The sequence below is a fragment of the Actinomadura xylanilytica genome, from assembly GCF_030283145.1.
GTDB lineage: Bacteria > Actinomycetota > Actinomycetes > Streptosporangiales > Streptosporangiaceae > Spirillospora > Spirillospora xylanilytica.
Genome location: NZ_JASNWE010000001.1, coordinates 1749611 through 1775469, shown reverse-complemented (window position 1 = coordinate 1775469; position 25859 = coordinate 1749611). Strand labels below are relative to the sequence as shown.

The 25859-nt window shown below is 74.3% G+C and carries 24 protein-coding genes; 7 read left to right on the top strand and 17 right to left on the bottom strand.

The window, feature by feature from the left end; genetic code table 11:
• Positions 1 to 18: 18 nt before the first annotated feature.
• From QP090_RS08320 to QP090_RS08300, 5 genes are read right to left on the bottom strand one after another with little or no spacing between them, the layout of a single operon-like run.
• Positions 19 to 591 (bottom strand): TetR/AcrR family transcriptional regulator, encoded by a 573-nt coding sequence (locus QP090_RS08320; RefSeq protein WP_285937949.1) that lies wholly within the window; start codon positions 589 to 591, stop codon positions 19 to 21.
• 42 nt (positions 592 to 633) lie between these two features.
• Entirely contained in the window at positions 634 to 4170 is a 3537-nt protein-coding gene (locus QP090_RS08315) for an SAV_2336 N-terminal domain-related protein (protein ID WP_285937948.1), read from the bottom strand.
• A complete protein-coding gene (locus QP090_RS08310) occupies positions 4160 to 5173 on the bottom strand; it encodes an AAA family ATPase (protein WP_285937947.1) in 1014 nt (337 codons plus the stop codon). Before QP090_RS08310 ends, QP090_RS08315 begins: the two co-directional genes overlap by 11 nt.
• A gap of 1 nt (position 5174) precedes the next feature.
• Complete coding sequence (locus QP090_RS08305) at positions 5175 to 6899, bottom strand: VMAP-C domain-containing protein (RefSeq protein ID WP_285937945.1); 1725 nt, start codon at positions 6897 to 6899, stop codon at positions 5175 to 5177.
• 6 nt (positions 6900 to 6905) lie between these two features.
• Positions 6906 to 7250 carry a CU044_2847 family protein gene (locus tag QP090_RS08300; RefSeq protein WP_285937944.1) on the bottom strand — a complete coding sequence of 115 codons (345 nt, stop codon included), beginning with the start codon at positions 7248 to 7250 and terminating at the stop codon, positions 6906 to 6908.
• A gap of 121 nt (positions 7251 to 7371) precedes the next feature.
• Between QP090_RS08300 and QP090_RS08295 the strand changes: the two genes are divergently transcribed.
• Positions 7372 to 7716: an MmcQ/YjbR family DNA-binding protein gene (locus tag QP090_RS08295; RefSeq protein WP_285937943.1), complete on the top strand. Its 345-nt coding sequence runs from the start codon at positions 7372 to 7374 to the stop codon at positions 7714 to 7716.
• 12 nt (positions 7717 to 7728) lie between these two features.
• Here QP090_RS08295 and QP090_RS08290 read toward each other — a convergent pair whose 3' ends face one another.
• The 6 genes from QP090_RS08290 to QP090_RS08265 all read right to left on the bottom strand — a co-directional run bounded on the left by QP090_RS08290 (position 7729) and on the right by QP090_RS08265 (position 15056).
• Positions 7729 to 9618 (bottom strand): endonuclease/exonuclease/phosphatase family protein, encoded by a 1890-nt coding sequence (locus QP090_RS08290; protein ID WP_285937942.1) that lies wholly within the window; start codon positions 9616 to 9618, stop codon positions 7729 to 7731.
• Positions 9619 to 9755: 137 nt separating this feature from the next.
• Entirely contained in the window at positions 9756 to 11222 is a 1467-nt protein-coding gene (locus QP090_RS08285; protein WP_285937941.1) for a hypothetical protein, read from the bottom strand.
• Positions 11223 to 11373: 151 nt separating this feature from the next.
• Positions 11374 to 13164, bottom strand: coding sequence for a serine/threonine-protein kinase (locus QP090_RS08280; RefSeq protein ID WP_285937940.1), 1791 nt, complete (start codon positions 13162 to 13164; stop codon positions 11374 to 11376).
• A gap of 13 nt (positions 13165 to 13177) precedes the next feature.
• Entirely contained in the window at positions 13178 to 13993 is an 816-nt protein-coding gene (locus tag QP090_RS08275) for a hypothetical protein (RefSeq protein WP_285937939.1), read from the bottom strand.
• A 17-nt stretch (positions 13994 to 14010) separates the two neighbouring features.
• Positions 14011 to 14589: a hypothetical protein gene (locus QP090_RS08270; RefSeq protein WP_285937938.1), complete on the bottom strand. Its 579-nt coding sequence runs from the start codon at positions 14587 to 14589 to the stop codon at positions 14011 to 14013.
• Positions 14590 to 14723: 134 nt separating this feature from the next.
• A complete protein-coding gene (locus QP090_RS08265; protein ID WP_285937937.1) occupies positions 14724 to 15056 on the bottom strand; it encodes a YnfA family protein in 333 nt (110 codons plus the stop codon).
• Positions 15057 to 15165: 109 nt separating this feature from the next.
• On the opposite strand from QP090_RS08265, the gene QP090_RS08260 reads away from it, so the two are divergent.
• On the top strand, positions 15166 to 16113 hold the full coding sequence (locus QP090_RS08260; RefSeq protein ID WP_285937936.1) for a zinc-binding dehydrogenase: 948 nt from the start codon (positions 15166 to 15168) through the stop codon (positions 16111 to 16113).
• A gap of 45 nt (positions 16114 to 16158) precedes the next feature.
• Here QP090_RS08260 and QP090_RS08255 read toward each other — a convergent pair whose 3' ends face one another.
• From QP090_RS08255 to QP090_RS08240, 4 genes are all read right to left on the bottom strand, one after another.
• On the bottom strand, positions 16159 to 17340 hold the full coding sequence (locus QP090_RS08255; protein WP_285937935.1) for an alpha/beta hydrolase family protein: 1182 nt from the start codon (positions 17338 to 17340) through the stop codon (positions 16159 to 16161).
• A 120-nt stretch (positions 17341 to 17460) separates the two neighbouring features.
• A complete protein-coding gene (ybiA, locus tag QP090_RS08250) occupies positions 17461 to 17982 on the bottom strand; it encodes a riboflavin biosynthesis intermediates N-glycosidase (RefSeq protein WP_285937934.1) in 522 nt (173 codons plus the stop codon).
• Positions 17983 to 18088: 106 nt separating this feature from the next.
• On the bottom strand, positions 18089 to 18757 hold the full coding sequence (locus tag QP090_RS08245) for a hypothetical protein (RefSeq protein ID WP_285937933.1): 669 nt from the start codon (positions 18755 to 18757) through the stop codon (positions 18089 to 18091).
• Between the two features lie 25 nt (positions 18758 to 18782).
• The gene (locus tag QP090_RS08240; protein WP_285937931.1) at positions 18783 to 19586 is read right to left on the bottom strand and encodes a class I SAM-dependent methyltransferase; all 804 of its coding nucleotides are present in this window, start codon (positions 19584 to 19586) and stop codon (positions 18783 to 18785) included.
• A 70-nt stretch (positions 19587 to 19656) separates the two neighbouring features.
• Here QP090_RS08240 and QP090_RS08235 point away from each other — a divergent pair, with 70 nt between their 5' ends.
• From QP090_RS08235 to QP090_RS08225, 3 genes are all read left to right on the top strand, one after another.
• Positions 19657 to 20034, top strand: a complete 378-nt coding sequence (locus tag QP090_RS08235; RefSeq protein ID WP_285937930.1) for a hypothetical protein — start codon at positions 19657 to 19659, stop codon at positions 20032 to 20034.
• A 78-nt stretch (positions 20035 to 20112) separates the two neighbouring features.
• Positions 20113 to 20985: a crotonase/enoyl-CoA hydratase family protein gene (locus tag QP090_RS08230; RefSeq protein WP_285937929.1), complete on the top strand. Its 873-nt coding sequence runs from the start codon at positions 20113 to 20115 to the stop codon at positions 20983 to 20985.
• 147 nt (positions 20986 to 21132) lie between these two features.
• Positions 21133 to 22185: a polysaccharide deacetylase family protein gene (locus QP090_RS08225; RefSeq protein WP_285937928.1), complete on the top strand. Its 1053-nt coding sequence runs from the start codon at positions 21133 to 21135 to the stop codon at positions 22183 to 22185.
• A gap of 290 nt (positions 22186 to 22475) precedes the next feature.
• Here QP090_RS08225 and QP090_RS08220 read toward each other — a convergent pair whose 3' ends face one another.
• Positions 22476 to 22739 (bottom strand): putative acetyltransferase, encoded by a 264-nt coding sequence (locus QP090_RS08220; RefSeq protein WP_285937927.1) that lies wholly within the window; start codon positions 22737 to 22739, stop codon positions 22476 to 22478.
• A gap of 112 nt (positions 22740 to 22851) precedes the next feature.
• Between QP090_RS08220 and fdxA the strand changes: the two genes are divergently transcribed.
• Positions 22852 to 23175 (top strand): ferredoxin, encoded by a 324-nt coding sequence (gene fdxA / locus QP090_RS08215; RefSeq protein WP_067477221.1) that lies wholly within the window; start codon positions 22852 to 22854, stop codon positions 23173 to 23175.
• 156 nt (positions 23176 to 23331) lie between these two features.
• Positions 23332 to 24417 carry a succinyldiaminopimelate transaminase gene (dapC, locus tag QP090_RS08210; protein ID WP_285937925.1) on the top strand — a complete coding sequence of 362 codons (1086 nt, stop codon included), beginning with the start codon at positions 23332 to 23334 and terminating at the stop codon, positions 24415 to 24417.
• A gap of 63 nt (positions 24418 to 24480) precedes the next feature.
• Here dapC and QP090_RS08205 read toward each other — a convergent pair whose 3' ends face one another.
• Complete coding sequence (locus tag QP090_RS08205; protein ID WP_285937923.1) at positions 24481 to 25581, bottom strand: hypothetical protein; 1101 nt, start codon at positions 25579 to 25581, stop codon at positions 24481 to 24483.
• Positions 25582 to 25859: the final 278 nt, after the last annotated feature.

Below are 25859 nucleotides of genomic sequence, written 5' to 3'. Positions count from 1 at the left end.
GCACCCGCTCGTCCCTGGTCAGAGTGCGGTCATCGCGGTGTCGGCGATCGCCTTCAGCACGTCCCGCCCGGCGCCGCCCCGGGACGCGACCCGCATCCCGGCGATCGTCGCGATCATGAAGTGCGCGAGCGCCCCGGCGTCCCTGCCCGGATCGATCTCGCCCGCGCGGACGCCGGCCCCGATCGCCGCGCGCAGCGCCTCGAAGCGGCGCAGCCGGTCGCGCTCCAGCCGTCCGGCGATCGCGGGGTCGCTCGGCGCCATCTCCACCATGCTGTTGACCACCAGGCACCCGATCGGGTCCCCCTCGGTGGGGTCGACGGCCCGGTCCAGCAGCGTCCGCACCTTGTCGCGGGCCGGCCGGTCGCCCTCGAGTACCTCCAGCACCGAGGCGGTCATGATGTCCATGTAGTGGGCCAGTGCCATCTCGTACAGGTCGTGCTTGCTCTTGAAGGTGTTGTAGATGCTGCTGCGCCCGAGGCCGGTGGCCTCGCACAGGTCCTGCGTCGAGGTCGCCTCGTAGCCGGACGCCCAGAACGCCCGCATCGCCGCGTCGACGGCCCGCTCCTCGTCGAACGTTCTCGGTCGCGCCATACCAGAGACCGTACCTGTTTTGGACTGGATGATACAAAACAGCTAGTGTCGCGGATCCTCCGGGAGCACGACCAGGTCGCGCTCATCGCCCCGGCCGAGCACTGCCCGGCCGGGGGGCAGCCCTCCCTCGTCCGACACCGTCGGGACGCCCAGTTCGGCCAGCCGTGCGAGCAGCGGGTCCGGTCCGCCGCGGGTGCGCGCGAGGACCAGGTGGAGGTTCCGGCCGGGGTCCAGGTAGGGGATGAGCGGGAGCAGGACCTCCGCGTCCAGCAGGTCCTGGTCGTGCACGACCAGGAAGATCTCGGCGGACGGGTCGGGCCCGTCCAGCTTGCCGACCAGCTCCCGCACCACGGTCCTGACCATGGACGAGGTGTTGCTGTACGCGTCCCGGTGGTCGAGGTCCCGGCCGGGGCCGGTGAACACCGCGGTGCGCAGCGTCCCGCTCGGATCGATGATGAACAGCTCGCGCCTGGCCCCGGCGGCCCTCAGCGAGGCGACCACGTTCCGCAGCAGCGCCGTCTTGCCCCAGCCCGGAGCGCCCTGGACGACCAGGTGCCGGGCCGTCCGCAGATCCACGACGGCCGGCTCGCCCGTCTCCGCCAGCGTCCCCACCTCCACCTCCCACCGCGGGACGCGCGGCACCCCCTGCTCCTCGAAGTCGACGACCCGGCCGAAGCGGTCGGCGAGCTCGGGGTTGCGGGCGAGGAGGGCGTCCATCCGGCCGGCCCGCCCGGCGAGGACGACCAGGGGGTCGTCGCCGTGCTCCTCCATCCGCGCGATCAACTGCGCGACGGCCTCGCCGGTCGCGGCGGTCCCGTCCGCGGCGGCGGTCCCGTCCGTCGTGCCGGTCCCGTCCGTCGTGCCGGCCTCCGGCGCCAGGTCGTCCGCGTCGCCGATGAGCAGCACCCCGCCCTGGGCCAGGGCGAACACCCGCGAGGCGTTCGACGGGGTCTCGCCCGGATACTGGTCGACCAGGTCCCGCCAGGACGCGAGGGCCAGGTCACCGTGCGGCAGCTCGCCCAGCTCGGCGAGCATCTCCCCGTACAGCCGGGCCACCGGGGTCCGCCCGGTCCCGTGCGGCCCGCGGAAGACCAGATGCGGATGGCCCGCCGGCCCGCCCGCCCGCGTCGCCGAGACCTTCGCGGCGATGAGCTCGCGCAGCGCCCGCCGGGCCGTCTCCCGGCCCTCGCCCGGGATCAGGACGTCCACCTCGGTCAGCAGCCGGCCGAGGACCTCCAGGTCGTTCTCCCGCGTCCGCACGGGGGTGAGCGCGGGGACGGGCGGGGGCCCGGGATGGGGCGCGGGCGATGGGCGCGGCAGCTCGAACCGCACCGGCTGCCGCCCCGGCCTCCGCAGGTACCCCTGCTCCATCCCGGCCGTGAACGGCAGCCCGGCCCGGCCCATCACCCGCTGGAGCACCTGCGGGGACGGCCCGCGGACCGCGATCCGCCAAGTGAGCAGCGGGAGCAGCCGCTCCCAGGCCGTGGTGCGCTCCCAGGTGGTCGTCGCGATCAGCAGATGGACGCCGAGCCCCTCGCCGCGCGCCGCCAGCCGGAGCAGCGTCTCGGCCACCTCCGGCTTGCTGGACGGGAGGCTCAGCGACACGTCCACCACCACCAGCAGCGGCGGGGCGGACGGCGTCCGCGCCCGGTGGTCCAGCTCGTCGGAGAGCACGCCGAGGAAGTGGCGGAGCCCGTCCGGGCTGCCGAGCAGCTCTTCACCCGAGTCCGTCACGTGCGGGAGGTCGGCCGGGGTGCCGAGCGGATGCTCGCCCAGCCCGCCGAGCACGATGGCGAGGGCGTCCGGGGGGGAGGTCTCGGCCAGCGCCAGCACGATCGCGCGGACGACGGCGTGGCGGTCCGCCGTGTCGCCGATGACCAGCCCGTGCGGTCCGTCGCCGCTCAGCGGGTCGAGCGTCACCGGCTGCCCGGCGTCGTCGAGCCCGATGGGCGGCGGCGCGATGGCACGGAGGTGCGGGGGGCTCGATCCGGCCGCGGACTCGCTCGAGGGCGGCCGTCGACCGTCCACCCCTGCCCGCGATCGCCCGGTGGCGGGCGGCGGTTGTGTCACGGGAGTGCCGGAGGTGCGGTCCAGGAGGGAGCGGGCCTCGGGGCTGAGGAGGGCGAACGGGCGCTCGGCGCCCGCGCCGGCATGGGCGTCGTCCGGGTGGTCGCCGCCAGTGGCGCGCAGCAGGGCGCGGAAGGTCTCGGCGGACGTCACGGCGCGGAACTCGATCTCGGCGGAGACCGCCTCCAGCACGTGCCGGGTGTGCTGCGCCTCGGGCCGCGGCAGGGTGTCGAGGAGGGCCTCGCGGGCGCCGGGCACGAACTCGTACCGGGTGCCGGACAGCGGCCTGAGGAGCCCGCTGAGCAGGACCTCGGCGAGCTGGCCCGGCCCGGACCCGGCCAGCACCCGGCGCTGGATCAGCCGCATCACCGGCAGCGACGGCACCGACACCGCGACGTGCGCGGCGAGCTCGGCGGCGCCGGGCGAGGCCGAGCCGAGGAACCGGCGCACCCGCTCCCCGACCGCCAGCTCGCGTTCGCGGCGCACCGGCGCGGTGCTCGGCGCCGAGACGGGCGGCGCCGCCACGGCGGCGGGCTGGGGGCCGCCGCCGGAGACCAGCCGGGCCCAGGCGGCGAGCCAGCGCGGCGCGACCTCCAGCACGGGCACCGGCAGGCCGGGCGCCGGGGCGCCGTCGTAGGGGGTGAAGCGCAGCTCGGTGTTGGGGCCGCCGGGGCGGGGGAGGACGGCGAGCCCGGGGAGGGCGGGCGCGGCGGTGCGGCGCCAGAGGCGTTCGGGCAGCGGCTGGAGGATGGCGGTCGGCCCGGCCGCCGCCCAGCGGCGCACGGCCCGTCCGGCCCGCCCGTCCCACCAGTGCGGGCCGGAGCAGTCGCTGAGCACGAGCGTCGCGTGCCGCCCGGACGGGTCCAGCAGCGTCGAGGGGTCCCGGGACGGGCCGTCCGGCGCGGACGAGACCCGTCCCGAGGTGTGCAGGTACGTCACCCGGATGTCGCGGAACGCGCCCTGGCGCAGCAGCGTCTCGGCCAGCTCGCGCGCGAGGGGACGCCAGAGCCGCATGGCGGCCCCGGTGTCGACGACCAGGCTGAGGCTCAGCCAGCGTTCGGGCGCGGCGACCAGGACGGGCGCCCACGACCCCGTGTCGGCGACGCGCGCGGCGGTCGCCCCCTCGTCCAGTTCAAGGCGCCGCCGCGACGGGACGCTGCGCTTCAGCGGACGCAGCGCCCGCTGCACGCCGAGCGGATCGTCGAGCATCGGCGCGGTCGGCACCAGGATCTCGTCGCCGCCGCCCACCGCCGCCTCGCCGGGCCCCGGAGGGGCCACGGGATGCAGCGCCGCCGACGGCGCGGAGGCCGGATCGCCGGCGGCCGGGAGCGCCGGCGGCGGAGCGTCGAGGACGTCCGGCGCGGCCTCGCGCGGCGTGTCCGATGCGGACCGCCGCGGTTCGCCCGACGCGCCGCCGAGGTGGCAGGCCAGCCAGATGATCTCGCTCAGCTCGACGGCGTCGGGCGGCGGTCCGGCGCCCGCCAGAGCCGCCCGGAACCGGTCAATCGTCATCGGCGGCCCCGGCCAGGTACGGCATGATCCGGTCGGCCAGCTCCCGGCGGTCGGTCGCGTCGGCGTGCCGGCACAGGTAGACCGCGTTGAGAAGCTGGTCGGTCGCGAGCGTCCCGCCGCCGGCGCGCCGCAGGAACAGCCGGACCAGGTCCTCGCCCTCGCCCGCGAGCGGCCCGAGGTGCTCGCGGACGATCGCGGCCAGCTCCGCCTCGCCCGCCGGCTGCCGCAGCTCCACCGTGACGCAGCGGCGCAGGAACGCCGGCGGGAACTCGCGCTCCCCGTTGCTGGTCATCACCACCAGCGGGAACGCGCTGCACCGCACCGTCCCGCCCCGCACCGTGACCCGTCCGCCGGGGCCGCCGTCGCGGCGCGTCGGGGCCCCGCCCGACCCGTCGGCGGTCAGCACCTCCGCGTCCGGCTCGGCGCGGCGGGTCAGCTCGGGGATCTCGTACTCGCCCTTCTCGAAGATCGTCAGCAGGTCGTTGGGCAGGTCGATGTCGCTCTTGTCGATCTCGTCGACGAGCAGCACGCGGGGCCGCCCGTACGGGAGGAGCGCGGTGCCGAGGGGGCCGAGCCGGATGTAGCGGCCGATGTCCTCGTCCTCGGCGGGCCCGCCCCCGACCTCGCGTCCGGCCGCGTACAGGCGGGTCAGCGGGTCGTACTGGTACAGGCCGTCGCGCAGCGTCGCCCGGCTGGTGATCGGCCAGTGCAGGACGGGCCCGAGGCCGAGCTCGTGCGCGACCGCGTACGCGAGGGTCGACTTGCCGGTCCCGGGCGGGCCCGTCACCAGCAGCGGACGGCGCAGGTACAGGGCCGCGTTGACCTGCTGCACGGCGTCGTCCGACGGACGGTAGGTCGTCGCCTGATGGGTGTTCCCGGACCCGCCGGACGGTGCCGGCAGCACCGGGCCGCCGTCGAACGCGCGCCATGGCGGGGGCGGCGGCAGCCGGTCGACGCCGTCGTGCGTGCGCCGGCTCCCGGTGTAGAGCAGCCAGTCGGGCATCTCATACCTCCATGGCGAGAGGGGGATCGGGCAGGCGGGACGGGTCGTCCCACATGAGGGTGAGGTCACGGCCGACGTGCGGCTCGTCCTTGGGCGCGGTCAGCGCCTTCTTCCGCAGCGCCATCGCCAGCCACGGCAGATCGCCCGGACGCTCCCCGGCGACCGCGCCCGCCAGCGCGCCGAGCGTGCGGTGGCCGTCGCAGTCGTCATGGGACGCGGCGGCGCAGCGGGTCCGCGTCCACAGCATCACCGGGACGCCGTTGTTCAGCGCCGCGAACAGCCAGCGCCTGGCCGGCCGCGTCCCGTAGACGAGCACGCAGAGGCCGGTGTCGGCCTCCAGCCAGTCGCTGAACCCGCTGCCGTTGCTCGGGGTCTCGCACCGGACCCCCTGCGGGTCGATCCGGCCGCGCTCGTTCAGCAGCCGCCAGCGCCGGTGCGCCTGGTCACGCCGGATCGAGCCGGGCCACAGCCGCTCGACATCGCGGACCACCACCGGGTACAGCCGCATCCGCATCCCGTGCGCCCGGTCGATGTACCACTCCTCGAACGGCTTGCTCAGCCAGCTCTCCGGCACCGCGAACTCGATCATCCAGTCGCGTCCGACGACCGCCGCCCGGGCCCGCGCCACGCCCGCCTCGACCGCGGCCCGCACCCGGTTCTCCGGCACCCGGACGGTGTCCTGCGCCGGGCCCTCGGCACCGTCGATCCAGGTGTGCACGGTGACGTCGAAGGCGCGGTCGAGCGTCGCCCGCTCCAGCCGCACGATGATCGACGCGGGCCCGGCCCGCTCGAGCCCGGCCGCCTCGTGCCCGGCCCGCCCTGGGGCAGGTGCGGCGGCGGCCAGGTGCCGTCCGGACCACTCGGCAAGGTCGCGCCGGCCCGCCTCGGGGAGGTGCCGCGCCATCGCCCGCAGGTAGCGGGCCAGCCGGTCCTCGGGCCAGCCCTCCGCGACGTGCCGCACCGAGTCCCAGGCCGAGCGGAACGGCCGGTGCGCGCGCCGCCCGGTGATCTCCTCCAGCCCGGCCGCCATCGGCGCGGTGAAGCCGGCGTCCGCCAGCAGCGCCCGCAGCTCGCGCCGCGCCGGGACGGTCAGCCAGGCCAGCGGGAGATGGTCGTCGAGCTCCTCCCAGTACCGCCGGATCACCGTGACCGGCAGCATCCGGCCCAGCCCGCCCTCGCCGCCGGGCCCGTCGTCCCCGCCGAACTCGGCGTCGGTCACCATGCCGATCACCTCGCCGGTCGCCGGGTCGTACACCGCCGACCCGCTGTAGCCCTCTTCGAGCTGCTCACCCGGCCCGGTCCGGAGCTGCCACCACTCGTGCCGCAGCACCATGTCGGGGCCGGTCGTCACCGTGGCGTACCGCTCGTCGCCGTCCGCGCGGCGCGGGAACCCGCAGACGCGCAGCGCGCGGCGCCCGAACGAGGCGGGGCCCGCGCTCGCGTGCAGCGCCTCGGGCCCGGCGGGCCGCGCGCACCGCAGCCCGACGGGCGCGGCGAGCCGCAGCACCGCGACGTCGCCGGGGTCGCCGGGCCGCTCCCACCCGCCGGGACGGACCACGGCGGCGGGCAGGTCCTCGATCAGCCCGGGGAACCCGACCCGCGCCGCGTCCAGGCCCGCCACGGTGTGCGCGCAGGTCAGCAGCAGGTCGGGCGCGATCAGGAACGCGGCGCCGAGCCGGCCGCCGTCCGGGGGGCCGACCCAGGCGCGCCACTGCCAGTCGTCCACGGGCGGCTACTCCTGTTCCTGCTCCGGTTCTCCGGCCGGGGCCGCGCCCCAGGTCAGCTTGACCTTGAGCTGGCCCTCCACGGAGGTCTTGGCGATGACCGCGCCGGCCGCCACGTTGAGCTTGACGCCGAACTCCAGCTCCACCGCGTCCGGCTTGAGGGCGCCGTCGCGCAGGGTCGCCAGCGCGGACTCGGCGGCGGACCGCACGTTCCGCATCGCGTCCTCGAACCGGACCTGCGCCTCGTACACGACCCCGTCGGCCCGGGACACCGAGCGGAATCCCGGATCGCGGTCGCCCACCTCGACGACCACCGGTCCGTGCTCGGTCTGCCAGCGCACCAGCTCGCTCACGATCGTCCCCTCGTCCGCCCGAAGGCTCCGTGTGTCCGGTCCGCCAGCAATCTAACAAGATCGCCAAAATGCGGGGAAGGGATCGGGATACTGGCGGGATGCGGCCGGGAGGGAGACCACGATGATCACAGTCGGGCAGGTGCGGCGGCTGGCGCTGTCGCTGCCCCGGACCACCGAGCACCTGATCAGGGACCGGGTGAAGTTCCGCGTCGGCGCGATCGTCTACGCCGCGTTCTCCCGGGACGAGACCGAGTTCGGGTTCGCCTTCCCCAAGGAGGAGCGGCCCGGCCTCGTCGCGTCCGCCCCCGGCACCTTCCACCTGCCGGGCGAGTCCGAGCTGCGGTTCAACTGGGTGGAGGCGTGGACCGGCGCGCTGGACGAGGACGAGATGCGCGAGCTGGTCGTCGAGGCGTGGCGGATGGTCGTCCCCAAGTTCCTCGCCGCCGAGCACCTCGACGGCCGCTGACCGCCCGTCCGGTCAGGACCGGGGCGCGAGGGTGACCGCGATCGGCCGGTGGTCGGAGTGGGGCACGTCCGGGATGGCCGGATCGCTCGGGACCAGGTCGGGCGTGACGAGCACGTGGTCGAGCTGCTTCGTCGACTTCGGCAAGGCCGGAAAGGTCAGGGCGGGCCGGACGGACGCCATCGCGTCCGTGAGACCGGCCCCGAGCAGCACGTCCCAGGCACGGTCGCCGGGCTGAAGGTTCAGGTCGCCGGTCAGCACGACCGGGCGGCCCCCCTGCGCGGCGGCGCGCGCGATGCCCGCGAGCTGCTCCGCCTGCGCGAGGCTCTTCCAGTCCTCCGGGGGCTGCGTGTGCGTGGCGATGACCGTGATGTCGCGGCCGTCCTTGCGGAGGCCGACCTCCAGGGCCTGCGCCCCGGTGGGCCCGCCCTTCACCAGGGGCCGGTTGCGGACGGACGTGACGGGCAGGTCGGTGAGAAGCGCGTCGCCCCAGACCTCGTCGCCGGCGGGCGCCCACACCGCGCGCATCCCGAGCCGGTCGGCGATCAGCCGGAGCTGGTCCCGGCCGCCGTTCAGCAGCCAGGCGCGGTCGACCTCGCCGAGCACCACCACGTGGGGACGCAGCGCGCGCAGCGCCGCCGCCTGCCGGGTGACGGTCATGGTCCCGTTCATCCCGTAGCCCATCCGCACGTTGTAGGCGGCGATCCGCAGCCCGTCGTCGACGGGCCGCCAGCGCGGACCGCTGTCGCGCCACAGCGGGACGGCCGCGACCAGCAGCGCGGCGACGACCGCGGCGGCGGGCACGCGCAGGTCCAGCCCGCCGCCCGCCGCCTCGTCCCGCGCATCGGCCCCGGCCCCGGTTCCGGCCCAGCCCAGCACGGCCACGCAGGCCGCCGCGGTGATCGGCACCCAGCGGTTCGGGACGCCCAGGTCGTACGCGGAGTAGTAGGCGAACAGGAGCAGGACGAACACCAGCATCCCGCCCGCCATCGCCAGACCGCGCCGCGCCGCGCGGTCGGGACCGGCGGTGCCGCTCGCCCAGCCGGCGCAGCCCGCCAGCGCGAGCTGCCCCAGCACCTGCGCCAAGACCGTCCACCACGCCGAGACGCCGTGCACCCCGTCCACGGTGGCGCGGCCGAACGTGAACACGGCCGCGGAGGCCACCAGCGCCAGCGCGGGAACCGCCGGATGCCGCGTCCAGAACCGGGGCCGCGCCGCGACCGCGACCGACAGAACCCCGACCGCCGCGATCAGCACGGCCACCTCGGCGGGCCACCCGGCGCTCGCCTGCGCGTGGGCGGCGTTGCCGGTGGAGATGCCCCACACCAGCAGCGCCGGGCCGGCGAGCAGCCAGATCCGGGGCGCGCCGGCGGACTCGCCGTCCTCGGCCGGACGCCGCACCAGCGCGACGGCGAAGAACGCGAGGCAGGCGGCCAGGACGACCCACGCCACCGGGCCGTCCCGCCACACCAGGTCGATGCCCTCCAGTGTCGCGTGCAGCGTGGTCGCCGCCGCCAGGCCCGCGACCAGCCCGGTCGTCACCGGCCCCGCGGTCCGCGCGTCCATCGCCGTCGCGACGAGCCAGACCAGCCCGGCGAGCAGCCCGAGGCTGGCGGTGTAGAGCTGCCCGTCGCCGCCGTCGGTGAACTGGAGCACCGCCCTCGCCGCCACCAGCAGCAGGCCCGCGCCCACGGCCAGCCGGCGCGCCGGGACGAGCCGGACGAGCGGCACCGCGAGGAACGCCGCCACGAACCACGACAGGGCGTAGGCCCCCATCACCTCGGCCGGCGTCTCGCCCGCGCTGCCGACCAGCGTGATCAGCGACGGCAGGAACACGCGCAGCACGTCCACCAGGACGACGACGCCCGCCAGCACGTCCAGGCGCACCCGGATCGAGGTCCTCATGGCCGTCCTCCACATCCCGAAGAATGTGAATGATCCTCACGTAAACCGGTGGCGCGCGCAATGGGTCAGCGGTGGCGGTCGACGACGACCGCGACGGCGTCGAGGTGCGGAGCCGTCACCGTGCGGAACTCCCCGGGTCAGACCCGCACGGGTTCGGGCTTGCGCTCGGTGGAGCGCGGGGCCTCCGAGCCGTCCGCCGTGCCGCCGCGGTCGCGGTTCCACGCGGTGGCCGCAGACAGGAAGAGGAACGGCATCGCCGGCAGCACGTACCGGTAGTCGAAGTCGGTCGTCACCGGCGGAACCGTCAGCAGCGCGACCCCGACCAGCCAGAACACCGCGCTCTCCGGCCGCGCCTGCCGGAGCACGATGCCCGCGGACGCGAACAGCAGCACGATCCCGAGGAGCGTCCCGCGCACGTTCACATACGTCTGGTAGCCGCGCATGAACCCCGCGAACGGCTCGACGATCCGCGTCGCCGCGGACCCGTGCTCGTACTCGCGGACGACCGAGCTCCGGTCGCCGCCGCCGATCACCGGCAGGTCCTTCTGCCGGTCCGGCCGCTTCGGAAAACGGTACTTCGCCGCCGTGGCGGGCGTCGGATGGCCGGTCCGGTCCCAGGAGAACGTCCGGATGAAGAAGTCGTAGGCGACGGCCTGCACATAGTCGCCCGGCTGCTGCGCGATCGCCCACAACGCGAACCGCTGCGCCCGGTCGTTCATCTCCGGCGAGAACGCGTACCCGTCCCGCCACCCGGTCGGCGACCCCTCCACCCAGATCTGGTGCGACGCCGCGCCCCGCGTCCCCGGCCGTCCCGCCGGGCACATGTACATCAGGTCACCGGGCGGCAGCTTCTTGGAGCAGTCGACGAACGTCGTCGTGCGCCCCCACAGGAAGATCCCGTCGGCCCCCGTCAGCGCGAGCCTCCCGTGCTCCTGCTGGAACCACACCGCGTACCCGCCCACGGGCACCGCGAACGCCACCGCGAGCACCGCGACCGCCGTCCACTTCGTCCGCCTGAACAGCAGGAACAGCACCGCGATGACGATGATGGGCACCCCCACCGTCCGGGTCACCGCCGCCACCCCGAGCAGCCCCCCGACCATGCCGGCCCGCCGCAGCGACGACGACCCGGGCCGCACCATCAGGAGCACCGCGACGAGCAGCAGCGCCGTGAACAGCGCGTCCGACAGCAGCATGTGCTCGAGTTCGATCTGGAACCCGTCCAGCAGCAGCGGCGCCACGGCCAGTGCCGCCCACCCCCGCCGCACCGCGAAGTCGCGCACCAGCACCCGGTACCCGAGCACCGCCACGGCCACGATCATCAGGTGCTGCAACGTCACCACGAACGCCAGGCTGTGGAACGGCCTCAGCAGCCACAGCATGATCCCGTACCCCTCCGACCGCAGCGGATTCGGGAAGGGCGAATTGCCGAGCCGGACATAGTCGTAACTGTCGTTGAACCACAACGCCGGCGGGTATCCGAGCACCGTGACGACCCTCAGCAGCACGCCGGCGAAAAGCACGATCGAGAACAGCACGTTGTTCTTGACCGCCCGGCCCACCGGGATGCGTTTCAGTCGTCGGTTCTGAAGGGACAGTGGCACCGGAAACCCTAACTCTGGACGGGCGGTGGCGAGGGGTGACGCCACCCCGCACGGCGGGACCGCCTGGAGTGACCGGGGTCATAACGGTCATAGCGGATGAGAGTCGCCGATCATAGCAGCGAGGACCATATGCCCCCGGCGAGCGGTCGGGTCAGCCGTCCAGGACGGTGAGCGTGGGCAGGGTGCCCACGGTAACGGCTCCCACCGCCTCCGGCGCCACCTCCGCCCCGTCCCGCCTGATGCTGGAGAGCCGGGGCGGAATCGCGGGAGTGACCAAGTATGCGCCCGGCCTCAGCAGCTCGCGTCCCGGCAGCGGAAACGTCCGCGTATCGGTCCACCGGCTCATGTGCGCGCATTCCGAGGCGACATAGGGCTGGGCCGCGCCGGTGATCTCCGAATCGGCGACGATGTGCTCGGTGGGACCGGCGGGAAGTGCTCGGGAATTCGCGCGCGAAGCCCGATAGAAACCGATGATGCCCTTGCCTTTCGGCAGCGTGGATTCGGTGTCGCCGCCGACGGTGTAGCCGTAGGAGTACCTGACGTCCGGCCGCTTCGACTTCTCGCCGAAGCACCGCCGCGCGCCGCCGGGCAGCCAGGTGGCGCCCAGCGGATTCCGCGCCCGGAACCGCGTGGTCACCGTGACCGCCGTCCCCGGGGTGGCCCGCGCCGGCCGGACCGTGATGTCGAGGCTCATGTAGGGGGTCTCGGACGGGGGCATGTGGGGCTGGCCGAGCAGCACCCCGGGCCGGCTGAAGGACGCCCGCAGCACCCCGTGGTTCACCCCGCCGACATCGGGGTCGGACGGCCACACCAGCACACCTGCCGCGACGGCGGCGGCTGCGCCCGTGCCGGCGATCGCGGCCACGCCCTTGGCGCCCCCGGCCTTGGCGAGGAATCCCTTCGAGGCAGCGGTGCCCGCATGACCTGCCGCGTCCGCCGCCGCCTGGCCGAGTGCCAGGGAGCTGTTCCCGGCAGCCGCCCCGCCCGTCGCCGCGCCGGTCAGCGCTCCCGCTCCCGCTCCCGCCCCGGCGGACGCCGCGGCCGGCGCCAGGATCGCGCCGCCCAGCGAGACGATCGGCACCGCGGTCGCGAGGACGGCCGCCACCCCGGCGAGCGCGATCACCCCGCGCCGCTCCCAGTCCGGCCCGTACGCGCTGGTGGCCGCCGCCTCCAGCTCGGCCACGAACGCGCGCGCGTCGGCGAACCGCTCGGTCTGCGTCTTGGCGAGCCCGCGGGCCACCAGCGGACGCAGCGGCTCGGGGACCAGGTGCACGGGGACCGGCGCGGTGGCGTGCTGGTCCCGCAACGACTCGACGGTGTCGCCGCGGTACGGCTGGGCGCCCGTGGCGCACTCGAAGAAGACACAGGTCGCGGCGTAGATGTCGGTCGCGGACGAGGCGGGGCGCCCGGACCACTGCTCCGGGGCCATGTAGGGCGGGGTGCCGCCCACCCCGCCCTGCCCGGCGAGGACCGCGATCCCGAAGTCGATCAGCTTGCTCCGCCCGTCCCCCTGGACGAGCACGTTCGCCGGCTTGTAGTCGCGGTGCACCACTCCGGCGGCGTGCGCGGCGGCGAGACCCAGCAGCGACCCCTTGAGCGTCGCCAGCGCGGCCTCGACGGGCATCGGCCCGTCGCCTTCGTCGAGCAGCTCGCGCAGCGAGCCGCCGGGCACGGCCTCCAGCACGATCGCCGCGCCCCGCGGTGTCTCCACGTACTCGTACAGCCGGGCCACGTTCGGGTCGACGACGCGTGTCAGCAGCGCGGCCTCGCTGCGGAAGGTGTCCCGGGCGAAGGTGTCACCGAGCAGGTCGGGCGCGAGGTACTTGATCGCCACCTGCCCGCCGCCGGCCTCGTGCCTGGCCAGCACCACCCGCCCCTGAGAACCGGTGCCCAGCTCGCCGAGCTCGGTGAAGCCCGGCAGGTGCCAAGGAGCCGCGCTCATCCCGAACCGCGGATCACTGCCGGCTGTTCGTCTGGATCTCGCCGACCGTCAGGGCGGTGGGTGCGGAGGACATCCGAAGGTCGTCCAGGTCGCCGCCCGGGCTGTCGCAGTCGGCGCCGGTGCACGTCCACGCGACCGTCCAGACGACGGTCGCGGTGATCTTGTAGGCGCCGCCGGGCTGCCCGGCGGACGAGCGCTTGTAGGTGTAATGGCACGTCCCGCCGTCCTTGCTGCCCGCGTCACCGCAGGTCAGCTGAGTCTCGCCGAGCTGCCAGACGACCGATTTCGGGGTGGCGGTCGCCTGGAGGGTCTGCGCGCCGACGGTGATGGGGTCGGTCTGGACAGGGACGAAGCCGTCGACCCAGAGCGAGGTCTGGACCCGCACGTAGGTCTTGTCCTTGGGGGCGGTGTGGACCGTGGGGACCGGGAGCTGGGCCGAGTCGCGGGCCTGCTGGGCGAGCACGATCGTCGGGACGGCCGGGGGCGGTGGAGGCTGCTGGGCCGGCGCGGGACCCGCCACGGTCCCCATGCCCTGGTCGGGCGTCAGGCCCAACGGCGGGAGCGTCTCGTCGGGCCCTCCTCCGCCCCCGCCTCCGGTCTGCGGGCCGCGGGCCCCTCCTCCGCCCCCGCCCCCGCCGGTGGTCCCGCCGGGCTTGCTGCCCGAGCAGTTGATCCCGCCGGGGGAGCCGACGCCCTGGCAGGGGGCGGCCTCGGCGGCGCCGGCGGCCAGTGCCGTGGCCGTCAGCGCGGTGGCCAGCACGGCACCGACCCGTACCGGCCGGGCGAGATTTCGTTGATCGCGGCTGTCGCGGGTGCGGAGGGGACGCATCTCATGTCCTTCGGGGATCAGCATTGCTTGTCCCGGTTGGTCTCGGAGACCTTCCAAGTGCCGGCGCCGTAACGGACGGCCGCGCGGTGCAGATACGCCTTGCCGGCGCCGCCGCTGAGGCGTTTGCCGGTCTTGGCGGAGAAGCGGTAGCCGCCGACGGTGCGGAGGCAGTCGACGACGTAGACGATCAGGCCGTCCTTGGAGCGGGCGTAGACCTTGGCGTTGGAGACGTTGGTGAAGCGCCACAGCTCGCCCCTGGCCTTGGTGCGCTCGATGTCGCCGGTGACCCGGCTCAGGAGGGGGTCGACGGCGACGGTGCCGAGTTCGGCCGGGTCGTTGGCCTCGTAGGCGCGCTGGTAGACGGTCTGGTACACGTGGTAGCGCTCCAGGACCGTCTTGTCGATCTGCTCGGTCGGGATGGCCGAGGGCGGCGGGGCGGCGGTGGGGACGGCGCTGCTCAGGCTGCCGTTGGGCTTGAAGTCGCCGCCGGACGGGGCGGACTCGCCGCAGGCGGCGAGGGGGAGCGCCGCGAGCAGCAGGGCCGGGACGGCGTGGCGGGGCCCGCGGGGGGAGGAACCTACCAACCGGGCGCGCATCGCCATCCCTGATCGTGCAGCCGACAACGGGGCGAGTACGCGCGAAAGCTTACAGAGGTGGATGGGGCGAGAAAAGAGATTCGTTGCGGAAAGGTGCCGGTCTTGCGGACGGCCCGCCACGGGGGTGTGGCGGCTCAGCCACGGGGTGCGTACATGATGACCGCGACGCCGGCGAGGCAGAGCGCGGCGCCGGTGAGGTCGTAGCGGTCGGGGCGGTAGCCGTCCAGGACGACGCCCCAGGCCAGCGAGCCGGCGACGAAGACGCCGCCGTAGGCGGCGAGGATGCGGCCGAACTGGGCGTCGGGCTGGAGGGTGGCGACGAACCCGTACAGGCCGAGCGCGACGACGCCCGCGCCGATCCAGGCGGCGCCGCGGTGCTCGCGGACGCCCTGCCAGATCAGCCAGGCCCCGCCGATCTCGGCGAGCGCGGCCAGGACGAACAGCAGCAGGGAGCGGGCGATGGTCATGGAAGGTGACGTTAGCGGTGGGGGACGGCGGCCGGGGCGCCGCACGCGGCTTGACCTCGACTTTGGTCGAGGTCGCAAGGTGGGGGGAGACCACTGAACGGAGGACGTTATGCGCGCGGTGTGGTTGAAGGAGTTCGGTGGCCCGGAGGTGCTCGTGCCGGGGGACGCCCCGGATCCGGTGCCGGGTCCGGGGCAGGTTCTGGTCGCGGTCGGGTTCGCCAACGTGACGTTCGTGGAGACCCAGTTCCGGTCGGGCAACGGCCCGTCGCCGTTCCGCCCGGAGCTCCCGGTGATCCCCGGGAACGGGGTGGGCGGTGCCGTCACGGCGGTCGGCGCGGGCATCGATCCGGCGCTCGCGGGACGGCGGGTGGTGACCTCCACCGGGGGCTCGGGCGGCTACGCCGAGCGGGTCGCGGTGGACGCGGCGGGCCTGTTCGAGGTGCCGGACGGTCTGGCGCTGAGCGATGCGGTGGCGCTGCTGGCCGATGGGCGGACGGCGACGATGATGCTGCGCGCGGCGGCGCCGCGTCCGGGCGAGCGGGTGCTGGTGGAGGCGGCGGCCGGTGGTGTCGGCACGCTGCTGGTCCAGCTTGCGAAGGCGGCGGGCGCGACGGTCGTCGCGGCGGCGGGAGGCGACCGGAAGGCCGAGGTGGCGCGCGGGCTCGGCGCCGACGAGACGGTCGACTACCGGGAGCCGGGCTGGGCGGACGCGGTGGCGGGCGTGGACGTGGTGTTCGACGGGGTCGGCGGCGACGTGGCCCGCGCGGCGTTCACGCTGCTCCGCCCCGGCGGGCGGATGGTCAGCTTCGGACTCGCCAGCGGCGAGTGGGCGGAGATCCCCGAGGAGGCCGCGGCCGGACGGGGCGTGACGCTCGTCAAGGCGGCGGCGTCACCGGACGAGATGCGCGGTTTCACGCTGAGCGCGCTGGAGGAGGCCGCGGCCGGACGGCTGCGTCCGGTGGTCGGCCAGCGGTTCCCACTCGAACGCGCCTCGGACGCGCACGCGGCGATCCAGGCGCGGGCGACGGTCGGCAAGACGCTGCTGGAGGTCCGGTGACCTCCGCGAAGGTCGGGCCGAGCTTGCCGCCGTCGCCGCCCCGTCCTAGCGGACCTTGGTCAGGAAGGCGGTGAGGGCGCGCTCGTAGGCGGCGGGGTCGACGTTCCACGACTCGGTGTGGCCGCCCGCGGTGGGGGCGTGGGTGACCATGCCGGGCGGGGCGGCCTTGGCGAACTCCAGCGACGGCCCGTTGTCGACAGTGTCGTCGTCGGCGGTGGTGAACAGCAGCGTCGGTGTCTTCAGCCGCGGCGCGAAGCGGCGCTGGTCGTAGTCGCCGAGGTCGATGCCGATGCGCCACTGCACGATCCGCCTGGCGACGCCGGTCACGAATCCGGGCAGGCCGCGGTCGGCGCCCTGCATGTCGAGGGTGGCGGCCCAGTCCATGACGGGCGAGTCCAGGACGACGCCGCGGATGAGCGCCGGGTCCTTGCGGAGCGCCGTCATGACCATCTCGCCGCCCATCGACCAGCCGTGCAGGACGATGCCGGTCGCCCCGTGTGCGCGCGCGTAGGCGATGGCGGACGCGACCTCGTTCCATTCGGTGTCGCCCAGATGGTTCTTCCCATCGGGGGACGCGGGCGCCCCGACGTCGTTGCGGTAGGCGATGGACAGCATCGGCAGCCCCAGCCCGTGGACGGCCCGCATCACGCGGAACGTCTCGGCCTTGTCGGCGTTGTGCCCATGGACGCCGATCACCCACGTGCCCTTCATCGTCGCCCCCGGCACCAGCCACGCGGGCATCGGGCCGAGCCGCGACGGATAGGCGACGTTCTGGAAGTCGAGGCCGAGCGCTGTCCGGGGGTCGCCGCCGTACACCCAGTGGTCGACCGCGACCGGCGTGCCCTTGGCGGGGGCGCCGCGCGGCGCGGCGGTGACCGTCCGGACGACCTTGCCGGTGTCGCCGCCGGTCACCGGCCCGAGGACCGCGCGCCCGCCGTCTTTCCAGACCAGTCCCCAGGTGCCCGGCCGCTCGGTGTAGGGGGTGCGGGGCAGCGTGACGGTGCCGTTCCCGGCGTCCAGGACGCTGATCGGGTACTCGGGGGAGTGGTCGACCTCGGTGGCCACGCCGGAGAAGTACCAGCCGATGCCGCCGACCGCCGCGCAGCACAGCACGGCGAGCGCCACGACCACGATCAGCAGTGCCCGGACCGGCCGCCGCCGCCTCGGCGGGCGCGGCGTCGGACCGGAGGGTGCGGGGGCGGCCGGTGCCGCGGTTTCACTGGACACGGCACAGGACGTTATCGAGGTCGCCCCGCACCGCATAGGTGGCCAAGGGCGCGAGGTGCGATGGCAGGCGGCGGTCCGCGCCCGCTCGCCGGGTCCCGACCGGGTCCCGACCGGGTGCCGCTAGGCGAGCGCGCGACGCGCGTCCATCAGGGCGAAGCCGAGCAGGTTGAGCCCGCGCCACTGGGACGGCCGTTTCGCCTCGGGCTGGTGCTCGTCCAGGCCGATGCCCCAGACGGTGTCCTCGGGGCTGGCCTCGACCAGGATCTTCCCGGTGGTGGACGCCAGGTACTCGCGCAGGTCGGCGTGCGCGGCGAACTTGGCCTTGCTGCCCCGCACCACGATGTCGTAGCGGTGCGCCGCCCAGGTCTTCTCGTCGTAGCGCCGCACGTCGCGGCCGAGGCTCTTGGCGATGGCGGGGGACGGGTTGCCGAGGATGCGGGACTCGGCCCGCGCGTCGCCGAACAGCCGCGCCTTCTCGGCCATCATGTAGTGCTCGGCCGTGGCGTACTCGACGCCGTCGAGCGTGAACGGTGAGCCGTACCACTGGCTGAGGCAGCCCTTTGGCTCGGGTCCGCCCCAGAACAGTACGAACTCCGGCAGCTCGGCACGGTTCTCCAACTCGACCAGTTCGTCAGTGCGCATGCCCCGAGCCTGACGACCCGCCCGCTCCGAAGGCAACAGGATTTCGCCGCCGGACGCGCGGGACACAGCACGTAGAGCAGGCCGCGCCGCACGGTGTCCCGTCCGCTCAGCGGCGGCCGATGTCGGCGACGAGGTTGAGGGCGAGGATCAGGTCGAGGTTGATGAACGTCTCCAGCTTGGCGCCGGGCTGCACACCGGGGTCGTCGGCGAGCCGGTCGAGGACGGTGAGCGCGGCGGGGCTGTCGAGGTCGTCGGCGAACGCGGCCTCGGCCTCCGCCGCGTACGCGCGCGCGATGGGCCGTCCCGGGCCCTCGGCCCACTGCGCGATCAGTCCGCGCCACCGCGCCAGGTCGTCCCGCGCGGCGGGCAGGAGGGCCGCGACGTCGACGGGGTCGCGGTAGCGGGCGCGGAGCATCGCCAGCCGCACGCACAGGACGTCGCCCTCATCGGCGGACGGGACGGGCCAGGCGCCGTCCTCCGGCGGGACGACGAGCGAGCGGGCGTCCGGCTCGTCCGGGCCGACCAGTAGCGCGCCGTCCGGTGCCGCGTCCCTGACCTCGAACTCCGGGACGCTCAGCTCACCGGCCGCGCCGTGCCGGGGTCGCGCGTCGGCCGACCGGGTCACGGTCGGGTGGAGCCGGCCGCGGTCGGCCACGCGGCGCAGCAGGTCGGCGGTGACCAGCGCCCGTTCGGCTCCGCCTTGCACGTGCACGCGGACGGGACCGGGCGGGAGTTCCTCGGCCCGGCCGGTGCGGTGGTCGTACAGGTGCAGCATGGTCCCACCCTAGACGCGGGCCCTTTCAGGACACCGGATCTGTGAGCGGGCCGCCGGGCATGGGCGCGGCGCTGTCGGGCTTGCGGATGGCGGCGAACCGCAGCCGCACGTAGTCGGCCACCCAGCCCGACTCGCGCCGCAGCGCGGGGGCGGCCAGGTCGTTGACCCTGCCGAGCAGCGGCTCGACCAGCTCGGGCGGGACGTCGGCCAGCGCGCTCGCCGCGTAGGCGCGGACCCAGTCGGCGGCGCCGTTCGGGCCCTCGGTCATACGGCTGGGACGGTCGGCGTGCTCGAGCAGCCGCAGCGTGAAGCCGCCGGCCTCGAGCCGCGTCGCGTACTCGGCGGGGCTCGGGAAGTACCACGGCAGCTCGGGTTCGCCGAGCCCGAACACCCGCCAGGCGGTCTGCATCGCGGCGATCAGCTCCGCGCAGTTGCCGGCGCCGCCGAGCTCGGCGACGAACCGCCCGCCGGGCCGGAGCGCCGCGTGCACCTGGCCGATCACCGCGTCCGGGTCGCGGGTCATCCAGTGCAGGGCCGCGTTGGAGGCGACCGCGTCGAACGACTCGCTGACGGTGAAGTCGTGCGCGTCGCCGACGATGAACGACAGCCCGTGGTGCTCGGTGGCCGCCCGCGCGATCATCTCGGGGGCGCCGTCGATGCCGAGCACCTGCGCGCCGCGCTCGGCGATCTCCGCGGAGAACGTGCCCGTGCCGCAGCCGAGGTCGATGACCCGTTCGCCGGGCTGGGGATCGAGCAGGTCGATCAGGGGCGCGCCGTGCGCGGAGACGTACCCGAAGGCGGAGTCGTACGTCGTCACGGCCCAGTTCACCGTCGTAATTTATCTGACAAGTGGGACAGTCGAGGCTGGGTTGCCGATGCCGGCCGCGTACCGTCGGAGCATGGACGAGGGGAACGGCGCGAGCGCCGAGCTCCGGATCGTCGGCGCCGAACGGCCCGGCGGCCTGGAACTGCGCACCAGCGGGCTCGCCGCCCGTGGCCTGCCCGAACTGCGCGTCACCGCGCTGCCGCCCTACCTCGGTCAAGGCTGGGCGCGCGTCCTCGCGGACGTGGCGCGACGCCTGGCGGGCGCCCCGTTCGGTCCGGGGACGGCGCCGCCGGACGAGGTCGTCCTCGACCACGGCGTCGCGCTCGGGCTGGTGGCCGACGCGGACGAGCCGGGCGTGCTGGCGGTGCGTCCGCCGGACGGCCACGAGGGCTCGCCGGAAGCCTGGCGCCGCGACGTCCTGGTCCGGCTGTTCCCCGCCGCCTCGGTGTGAGCGGGCCGCCCTCGCGGCGCCCCGGGCGGCTTCCTAGAATCGGGTTCTAAGGGCTGGCCGACGCGAGAGGGGCCGCAGGTGTCGTACACCGAGATCGAGTACGGGGTTCAGGACGGGATCGCCACGATCACGCTGAACCGCCCGGACCGGATGAACGCCTACACGCCCGTGATGCGCGCGGAGACGCTCGACGTCTTCGACCGCATCGACGCCGACGACGCCGTGCGCGCGGTCGTGGTCACCGGCGCGGGCCGGGCGTTCTGCGCGGGCGCCGATCTCGGCGGGGGCGGCGGCACGTTCGACAAGGACCGGTCCCAGGACATGTTCGCCGGGGAGGACGACGTCCTGGAGGACGGCACCCCGCGCGACGGCGGCGGCACGGTCGCGCTGCGCATCGCGCGCTGCCTGAAGCCGGTCATCGGCGCGTTCAACGGCGCGGCGGTCGGCGTCGGGGTCACCATGACGCTGCCGATGGACGTGCGGCTGGCCAGCGAGAAGGCCAAGTTCGGGTTCGTGTTCGCGCGCCGCGGCATCGTCACCGAGGCGGCGTCGAGCTGGTTCCTGCCGCGCCTGGTCGGCATCGCGCAGGCGATGGAGTGGGCCGCGACGGGCCGTGTGTTCGACGCGCAGGAGGCGCTCGCCGGACGGCTCGTCTCCCGCGTGTACGCGCCCGACGAGCTGCTCCCCGCCGCCTACGCGCTGGCCCGCGAGATCGCCGACAACACCTCGGCGGTGTCGGTCGCCGCGATCCGCCGCCTCATGTGGTCGGGCCTGTCGGCCCCGTCCCCGTGGGACGCGCACGCCGCCGACTCGCGCCTCATGGCCGCCCTCGGCGGCGCCCCGGACGCCGCGGAGGGCGTGACCTCGTTCCTGGAGAAGCGCCCCGCGGAGTTCCCGATGAGCGTCACCAAGGACCTCCCGCCGCAGGTCCCCGACTGGCCCACCCGCTGACCACCCGTCCGGCCGCCGTCATACCAGCCCGGCGGCCCGCCCGAGGGAGACGACGGGCCGCCGGGACGCGATCTTTACGTGATTGTTCTGTGTCGCCGCGGAGGACGTCGGGTAGGAAGCGCCCGAGGCAACACGTTTCGGGGGTTCGTGGTGCGAAGCAGGTTCTGGGCGGTCGTGGTGGGGACGGGGGTCCTGCTCGCCGCCGGATGCGGGCAGGCGGGGAGCAAGCAGGCGGAGACGGCGCGGCAGCGGCTCGCGGTCCGCGGGCAGCAGCCCGCGCGGACCGCGCCGCCCACACCGCCGCCGCCCCGGCGGATCGACTGCGACAAGGTCAAGTGCGTCGCGGTCACCTTCGACGACGGGCCGGGCGAGTACACCGAGCGGCTGCTCGGCATGCTGCGCACGGCCGGGGCCCGCGCCACCTTCTTCATGCTCGGCCAGAACGTCGGCGGCTTCCCGCAGGCCGTCCGGCAGATGGCCCTGGACGGGAACGAGCTGGCCAACCACAGCTGGTCGCATCCGCAGCTCACCGCGATGTCGACGGCGGCGGTCCGGTCGCAGACGCAGCGCACCCAGCACGCCATCGAGAAGGCGTCGGGCGGCATCACGCCGACGCTGTTCCGGCCCCCGTACGGCGCGACCGACGCCAGGGTCGGGCACGCCATCGGGCTGCCCGAGATCCTGTGGAGCGTCGACACCGAGGACTGGCGCTTCCGCAACGTGAAGCGCAACGTGAAGGTCGGCGTGAACGAGCCCAAGCGCGGCGGCATCGTGCTGTTCCACGACATCCACAAGCCGTCGGTGATGGCCGTCCCGGACGTGCTCGCGGGACTGAAGCGGCGCGGGTTCACGCTCGTCACGGTGTCGGAGCTGTTCCAGAACCGGCAGCTCAAGCCGGGCCACGTCTACGCCGAGAACCTCGTGCCCACACCCCCGACCCCGCCGCCCGCCCCGGGATCGCCGTCCGGGCCGTCGTCGGGGGGCCCGTCCGCTCCGCCCGGCCCGTCGGGCGGGTCGTCGGGCGAGGTCCCGTCCGGCTCGCCCGGCTCGCCCGGCTCGCCCGGGACGCCCGGAAGTCCGGGAACCCCCGGCACGCCGGGACCCCCCGGCACGCCCGGTGGGCCTGGTACGCCCGGTGAGCCGGGCAGGCCGGGTTCGCCGTCGGGCCCCGCGCCCAACCCCTTGCCCGGGTCGCCTTAGCGCGGAGCCCGGTCGTGAGCGTCGCCGTGCCGTCCTCGGCGTCCCCGAGGCCGCCCACGAGTGCGGCCGAACCCTGTTCGGCCTGCCCGAGGCCGTTCACGAGCGCGTGGGTGCCCTGCTCGGCCCGCCCGAGCCTTTCTTCGCCTCCGCCTCCCCGTCGCGCCGAGGCTCTCCGCGCCTTTCCCGCATCGCGGCCGGACGGGACGCGCCGAGTGAGTCATTGGTCTCACTCGCCGGACGGGACCGGACGGTGCCGGACGGAGGCTGGGCCGGGGGAAGGCCGGGCTGAGTCAGTCCCCACCAGGGGCGTCGCGCCTGCGGCGGATCGGCGGGGCGGGCGGGACGACCTTGCCCGCTACCACGATCTCCTCGGGGACCTCGACCAGCTCGCCGGTGCGGCGGCGCACCTGGAGCGTCTGGCCGGACCACGATTCGAGTACGCCGATCACGTCGCTGTACTCTCCCGTTGGCAGACGCCGGCGCAGCGAGACCCGCTGCCCCACGTCCGCAGGACCGACCTTGACCACCAGCCGGCCGACGAGACGTCCGGACATGTGAGGACCCCCATGTCGAATCGACTGAGCCGTGGTGGCAATACTATTCACAGCGAGCTTGCGGTGAGCCGTGACGTGCGGCGGGGCCGGAAACCCGAGAGGAGTCACTGACGTGACCTACGTCATTGCGCAGCCCTGCGTGGACCTGCTCGACAAGGCATGCATCGAGGAGTGCCCGGTCGACTGCATCTACGAAGGGAAGCGTCAGCTCTACATCCACCCGGACGAGTGCGTCGACTGCGGTGCGTGCGAGCCGGTCTGCCCCGTTGAGGCCATCTACTACGAGGACGACGTCCCCGAGCAGTGGAAGGACTTCTACAAGGTGAACGTGGAGTTCTTCGACGACCTCGGCTCCCCGGGCGGCGCCTCCAAGGTCGGGAAGATCGACAAGGACCACCCGATCGTGGCCGCGCTGCCTCCGCAGAGCCAGGACTAGACGGCGCCGCCGCCCCGCGGGGGCACCGCCGAGGTGCGCTCGCGGGGCGCCGGCCGCCGTTCTCCATGACCGCAGGGCCGTGGCCTCCGATGCCGGAGACCGCGGCCTCGCGCGTTCTTTCGAGAAGCCTCGCGTAATTTCCGAGAAGGAGTGGGCGTGTTCACGCTGCCGGATTTCCCGTGGGATCGGCTCCAGCCGTACAAGGAACGGGCCGCCGCCCATCCCGGCGGGATCGTCGACCTGTCGGTCGGCACCCCGGTGGACCCCACCCCCGAACGGGTGCGCGCCGCGCTCGCCGCCGCGTCCGACGCGCCCGGCTACCCCCAGACCTACGGGACGCCGGTGCTGCGCGAGGCGGTGGCGGGCTGGCTGCGCCGCCGCCTCGGCGTGACCGGCGCCGACCCGGACGCGGTGCTCCCGGTGATCGGCACCAAGGAGCTGGTCGCCTGGCTGCCCACGCTGCTCGGCGCTGGTCCCGGCGACCAGGTGGTCTTCCCCGAGCTGGCCTACCCCACCTACGACGTGGGCGCCCGGCTGGCCGGGGCGAGCCCGGTGGCGACCGACGGGCTGCTGTCCCTCGGTCCGGCCGCCCCCAAGATCGTCTGGGTGAACTCGCCGTCCAACCCGACCGGCAAGGTGCTGCCCGCCGAGCACCTGCGCAAGGTCGTCGCGTGGGCCCGCGACCGCGGCGCGGTCGTGGTCAGCGACGAGTGCTACCTGGAGTTCGGCTGGGACCCGGACGCCCCGCCGGTCTCGGTCCTGCACCCGGACGTGTGCGGCGGCTCCCACGAGGGGCTGCTCGCGCTGAACTCGCTGTCCAAGCGCTCCAACATGGCGGGCTACCGCGCCGGGGTCGTCACCGGCGACCTCGCGCTGGTCCGGCGGCTGCTGGAGGTCCGCAAGCACGCCGGCATGATCGTCCCGGCGCCGGTGCAGGCGGCGATGGCGGCGGCCTTCGACGACGACGCGCACGTCGACGAGCAGCGGGAGCGGTACGCGCGCCGCCGCGCGACCCTGCGCGCCGCCTTCGAGGGGCACGGGTTCCGCATCGACCACTCCGAGGCGTCCCTGTACCTGTGGGCGACCCGCGACGAGCCCTGCTGGGACACCGTCGAGCACCTGGCCGGGCTCGGCGTCCTGGTCGGCCCGGGGGAGTTCTACGGCCCGTCAGGGGCGCGGCACATCCGCGTCGCCTTCACCGCCACCGACGAGCGCGTGGCCGAGGCCGCCGCCCGCCTCTGACCGCCCCGCCCCGCGCATCCGCCGCGCCCGGCCGTCCCGCACCTGCCGCGCCCGGCCATGGCGTCACCACCCCTGACGCAGGCCGAGGCCGTAGCACGTGAAGCTGTAGCGGAGGGCATCCCGACCGTCCCCATCCTGGTGGTCGGTCCCATCCGCGATGACGAGCTCGTTGGGAGCCGTCAGGCCAGTCGCCCGAGCGGTTTCGACGAGCGCGGTGGCGAGGTCTTTGGCGTTCACCCCGGAAAGCCGCCACTGATGAGGCGCGCCGATCCACGGGTCATCCGGAATGGATTCACTGCTCCATCCCAGCGGAGCCGCGTCGAAGTCCTCGGGCAGGTCGGCCGCCAGCACGACACCGTCGTCCAGTGGATAGACATCGAATCCGACGCGATCGCCGCCATGGATGACGGGGCCGAACCACACGCCGAGCGCACGCAACTCCGCCGAGAACGTCGTCAGCCATTCGGTCAGCGCGATGGAGAAGGTGTCCCAGTCCTCGGCCTGCCAGAGGCCGGGCAGCTCAAGGCCGGCAAGAGCCTGGTCGTAGACGCGTCGAGCTCCGTTCTCATCGAAGCGCACCACGTGTCTCTCTCCGAGGAAACCCTTGAGTGCGAATTGCTCACCGTGCCCCTGCCGGGAGAGCCAGTTCTCCACCGGGCCGTTCGGCATCAGCACCAGCTCCGGGCCGTGCACTCCGGCGCGCAGCTCAAGGGAATCGACACCGCCACGCCATCGCAGGTACGGGTCGCCCCAGGCCGGGCCGCTCTCGAAGAAGGGGCGGAGATCTCCATGGCTGCCGACGATCGGAGCCGGACCGAGCGCCTGTGTGAGCATCCGGGCCACGCGTCGAAAGCACTCTGTCTGCGCTTTGGCGGATCGATCGGTGACCGCCACGGGAACGGCCAACCCCACATATTCCTCCCCCATGGAGACGTAGCGGGACTCGATGTCACCTACAGGAAGCAAGCGCGCGTCGCCCGTCGCCGACCCGGTGGGCACGACCGCCTGATCACCGGGATGGGAGAGCTTCCACTCCCGTTCTTTCAGGAGCTCCGCCATGGCCGGGTCCCGCCAACCATCGGTCACGGCACCGCTCATCCACCGCCCGAGGTCGACGATCTCCTCGTCCGAAAGCGTCGCCGTTCCTGCGCCGGACATCGACATCACCGGTCCTCGCATCGCTCGCCGTGTCTTCATGATCATTTGATCGCGGGTCAGTGTAGTGATGCTCTCCACCCGGGGCGGTGCCGTCAGGTGACACGGTCCCCCGACACGCCACGCAGAGTGACCGGCGACGTCCGCGCACCTCGCCCGTCCCGCGTCCCGCCCGGGGCCACGGGGGCGGGGGCGGCCAGGGTCGATGGGGAAGTGGAACTTTTCCGGCATAGGCGCCGTCATAGCGCGGATGGTCATCTGTGCTGCATGTCGGTAGGATCCGCGTC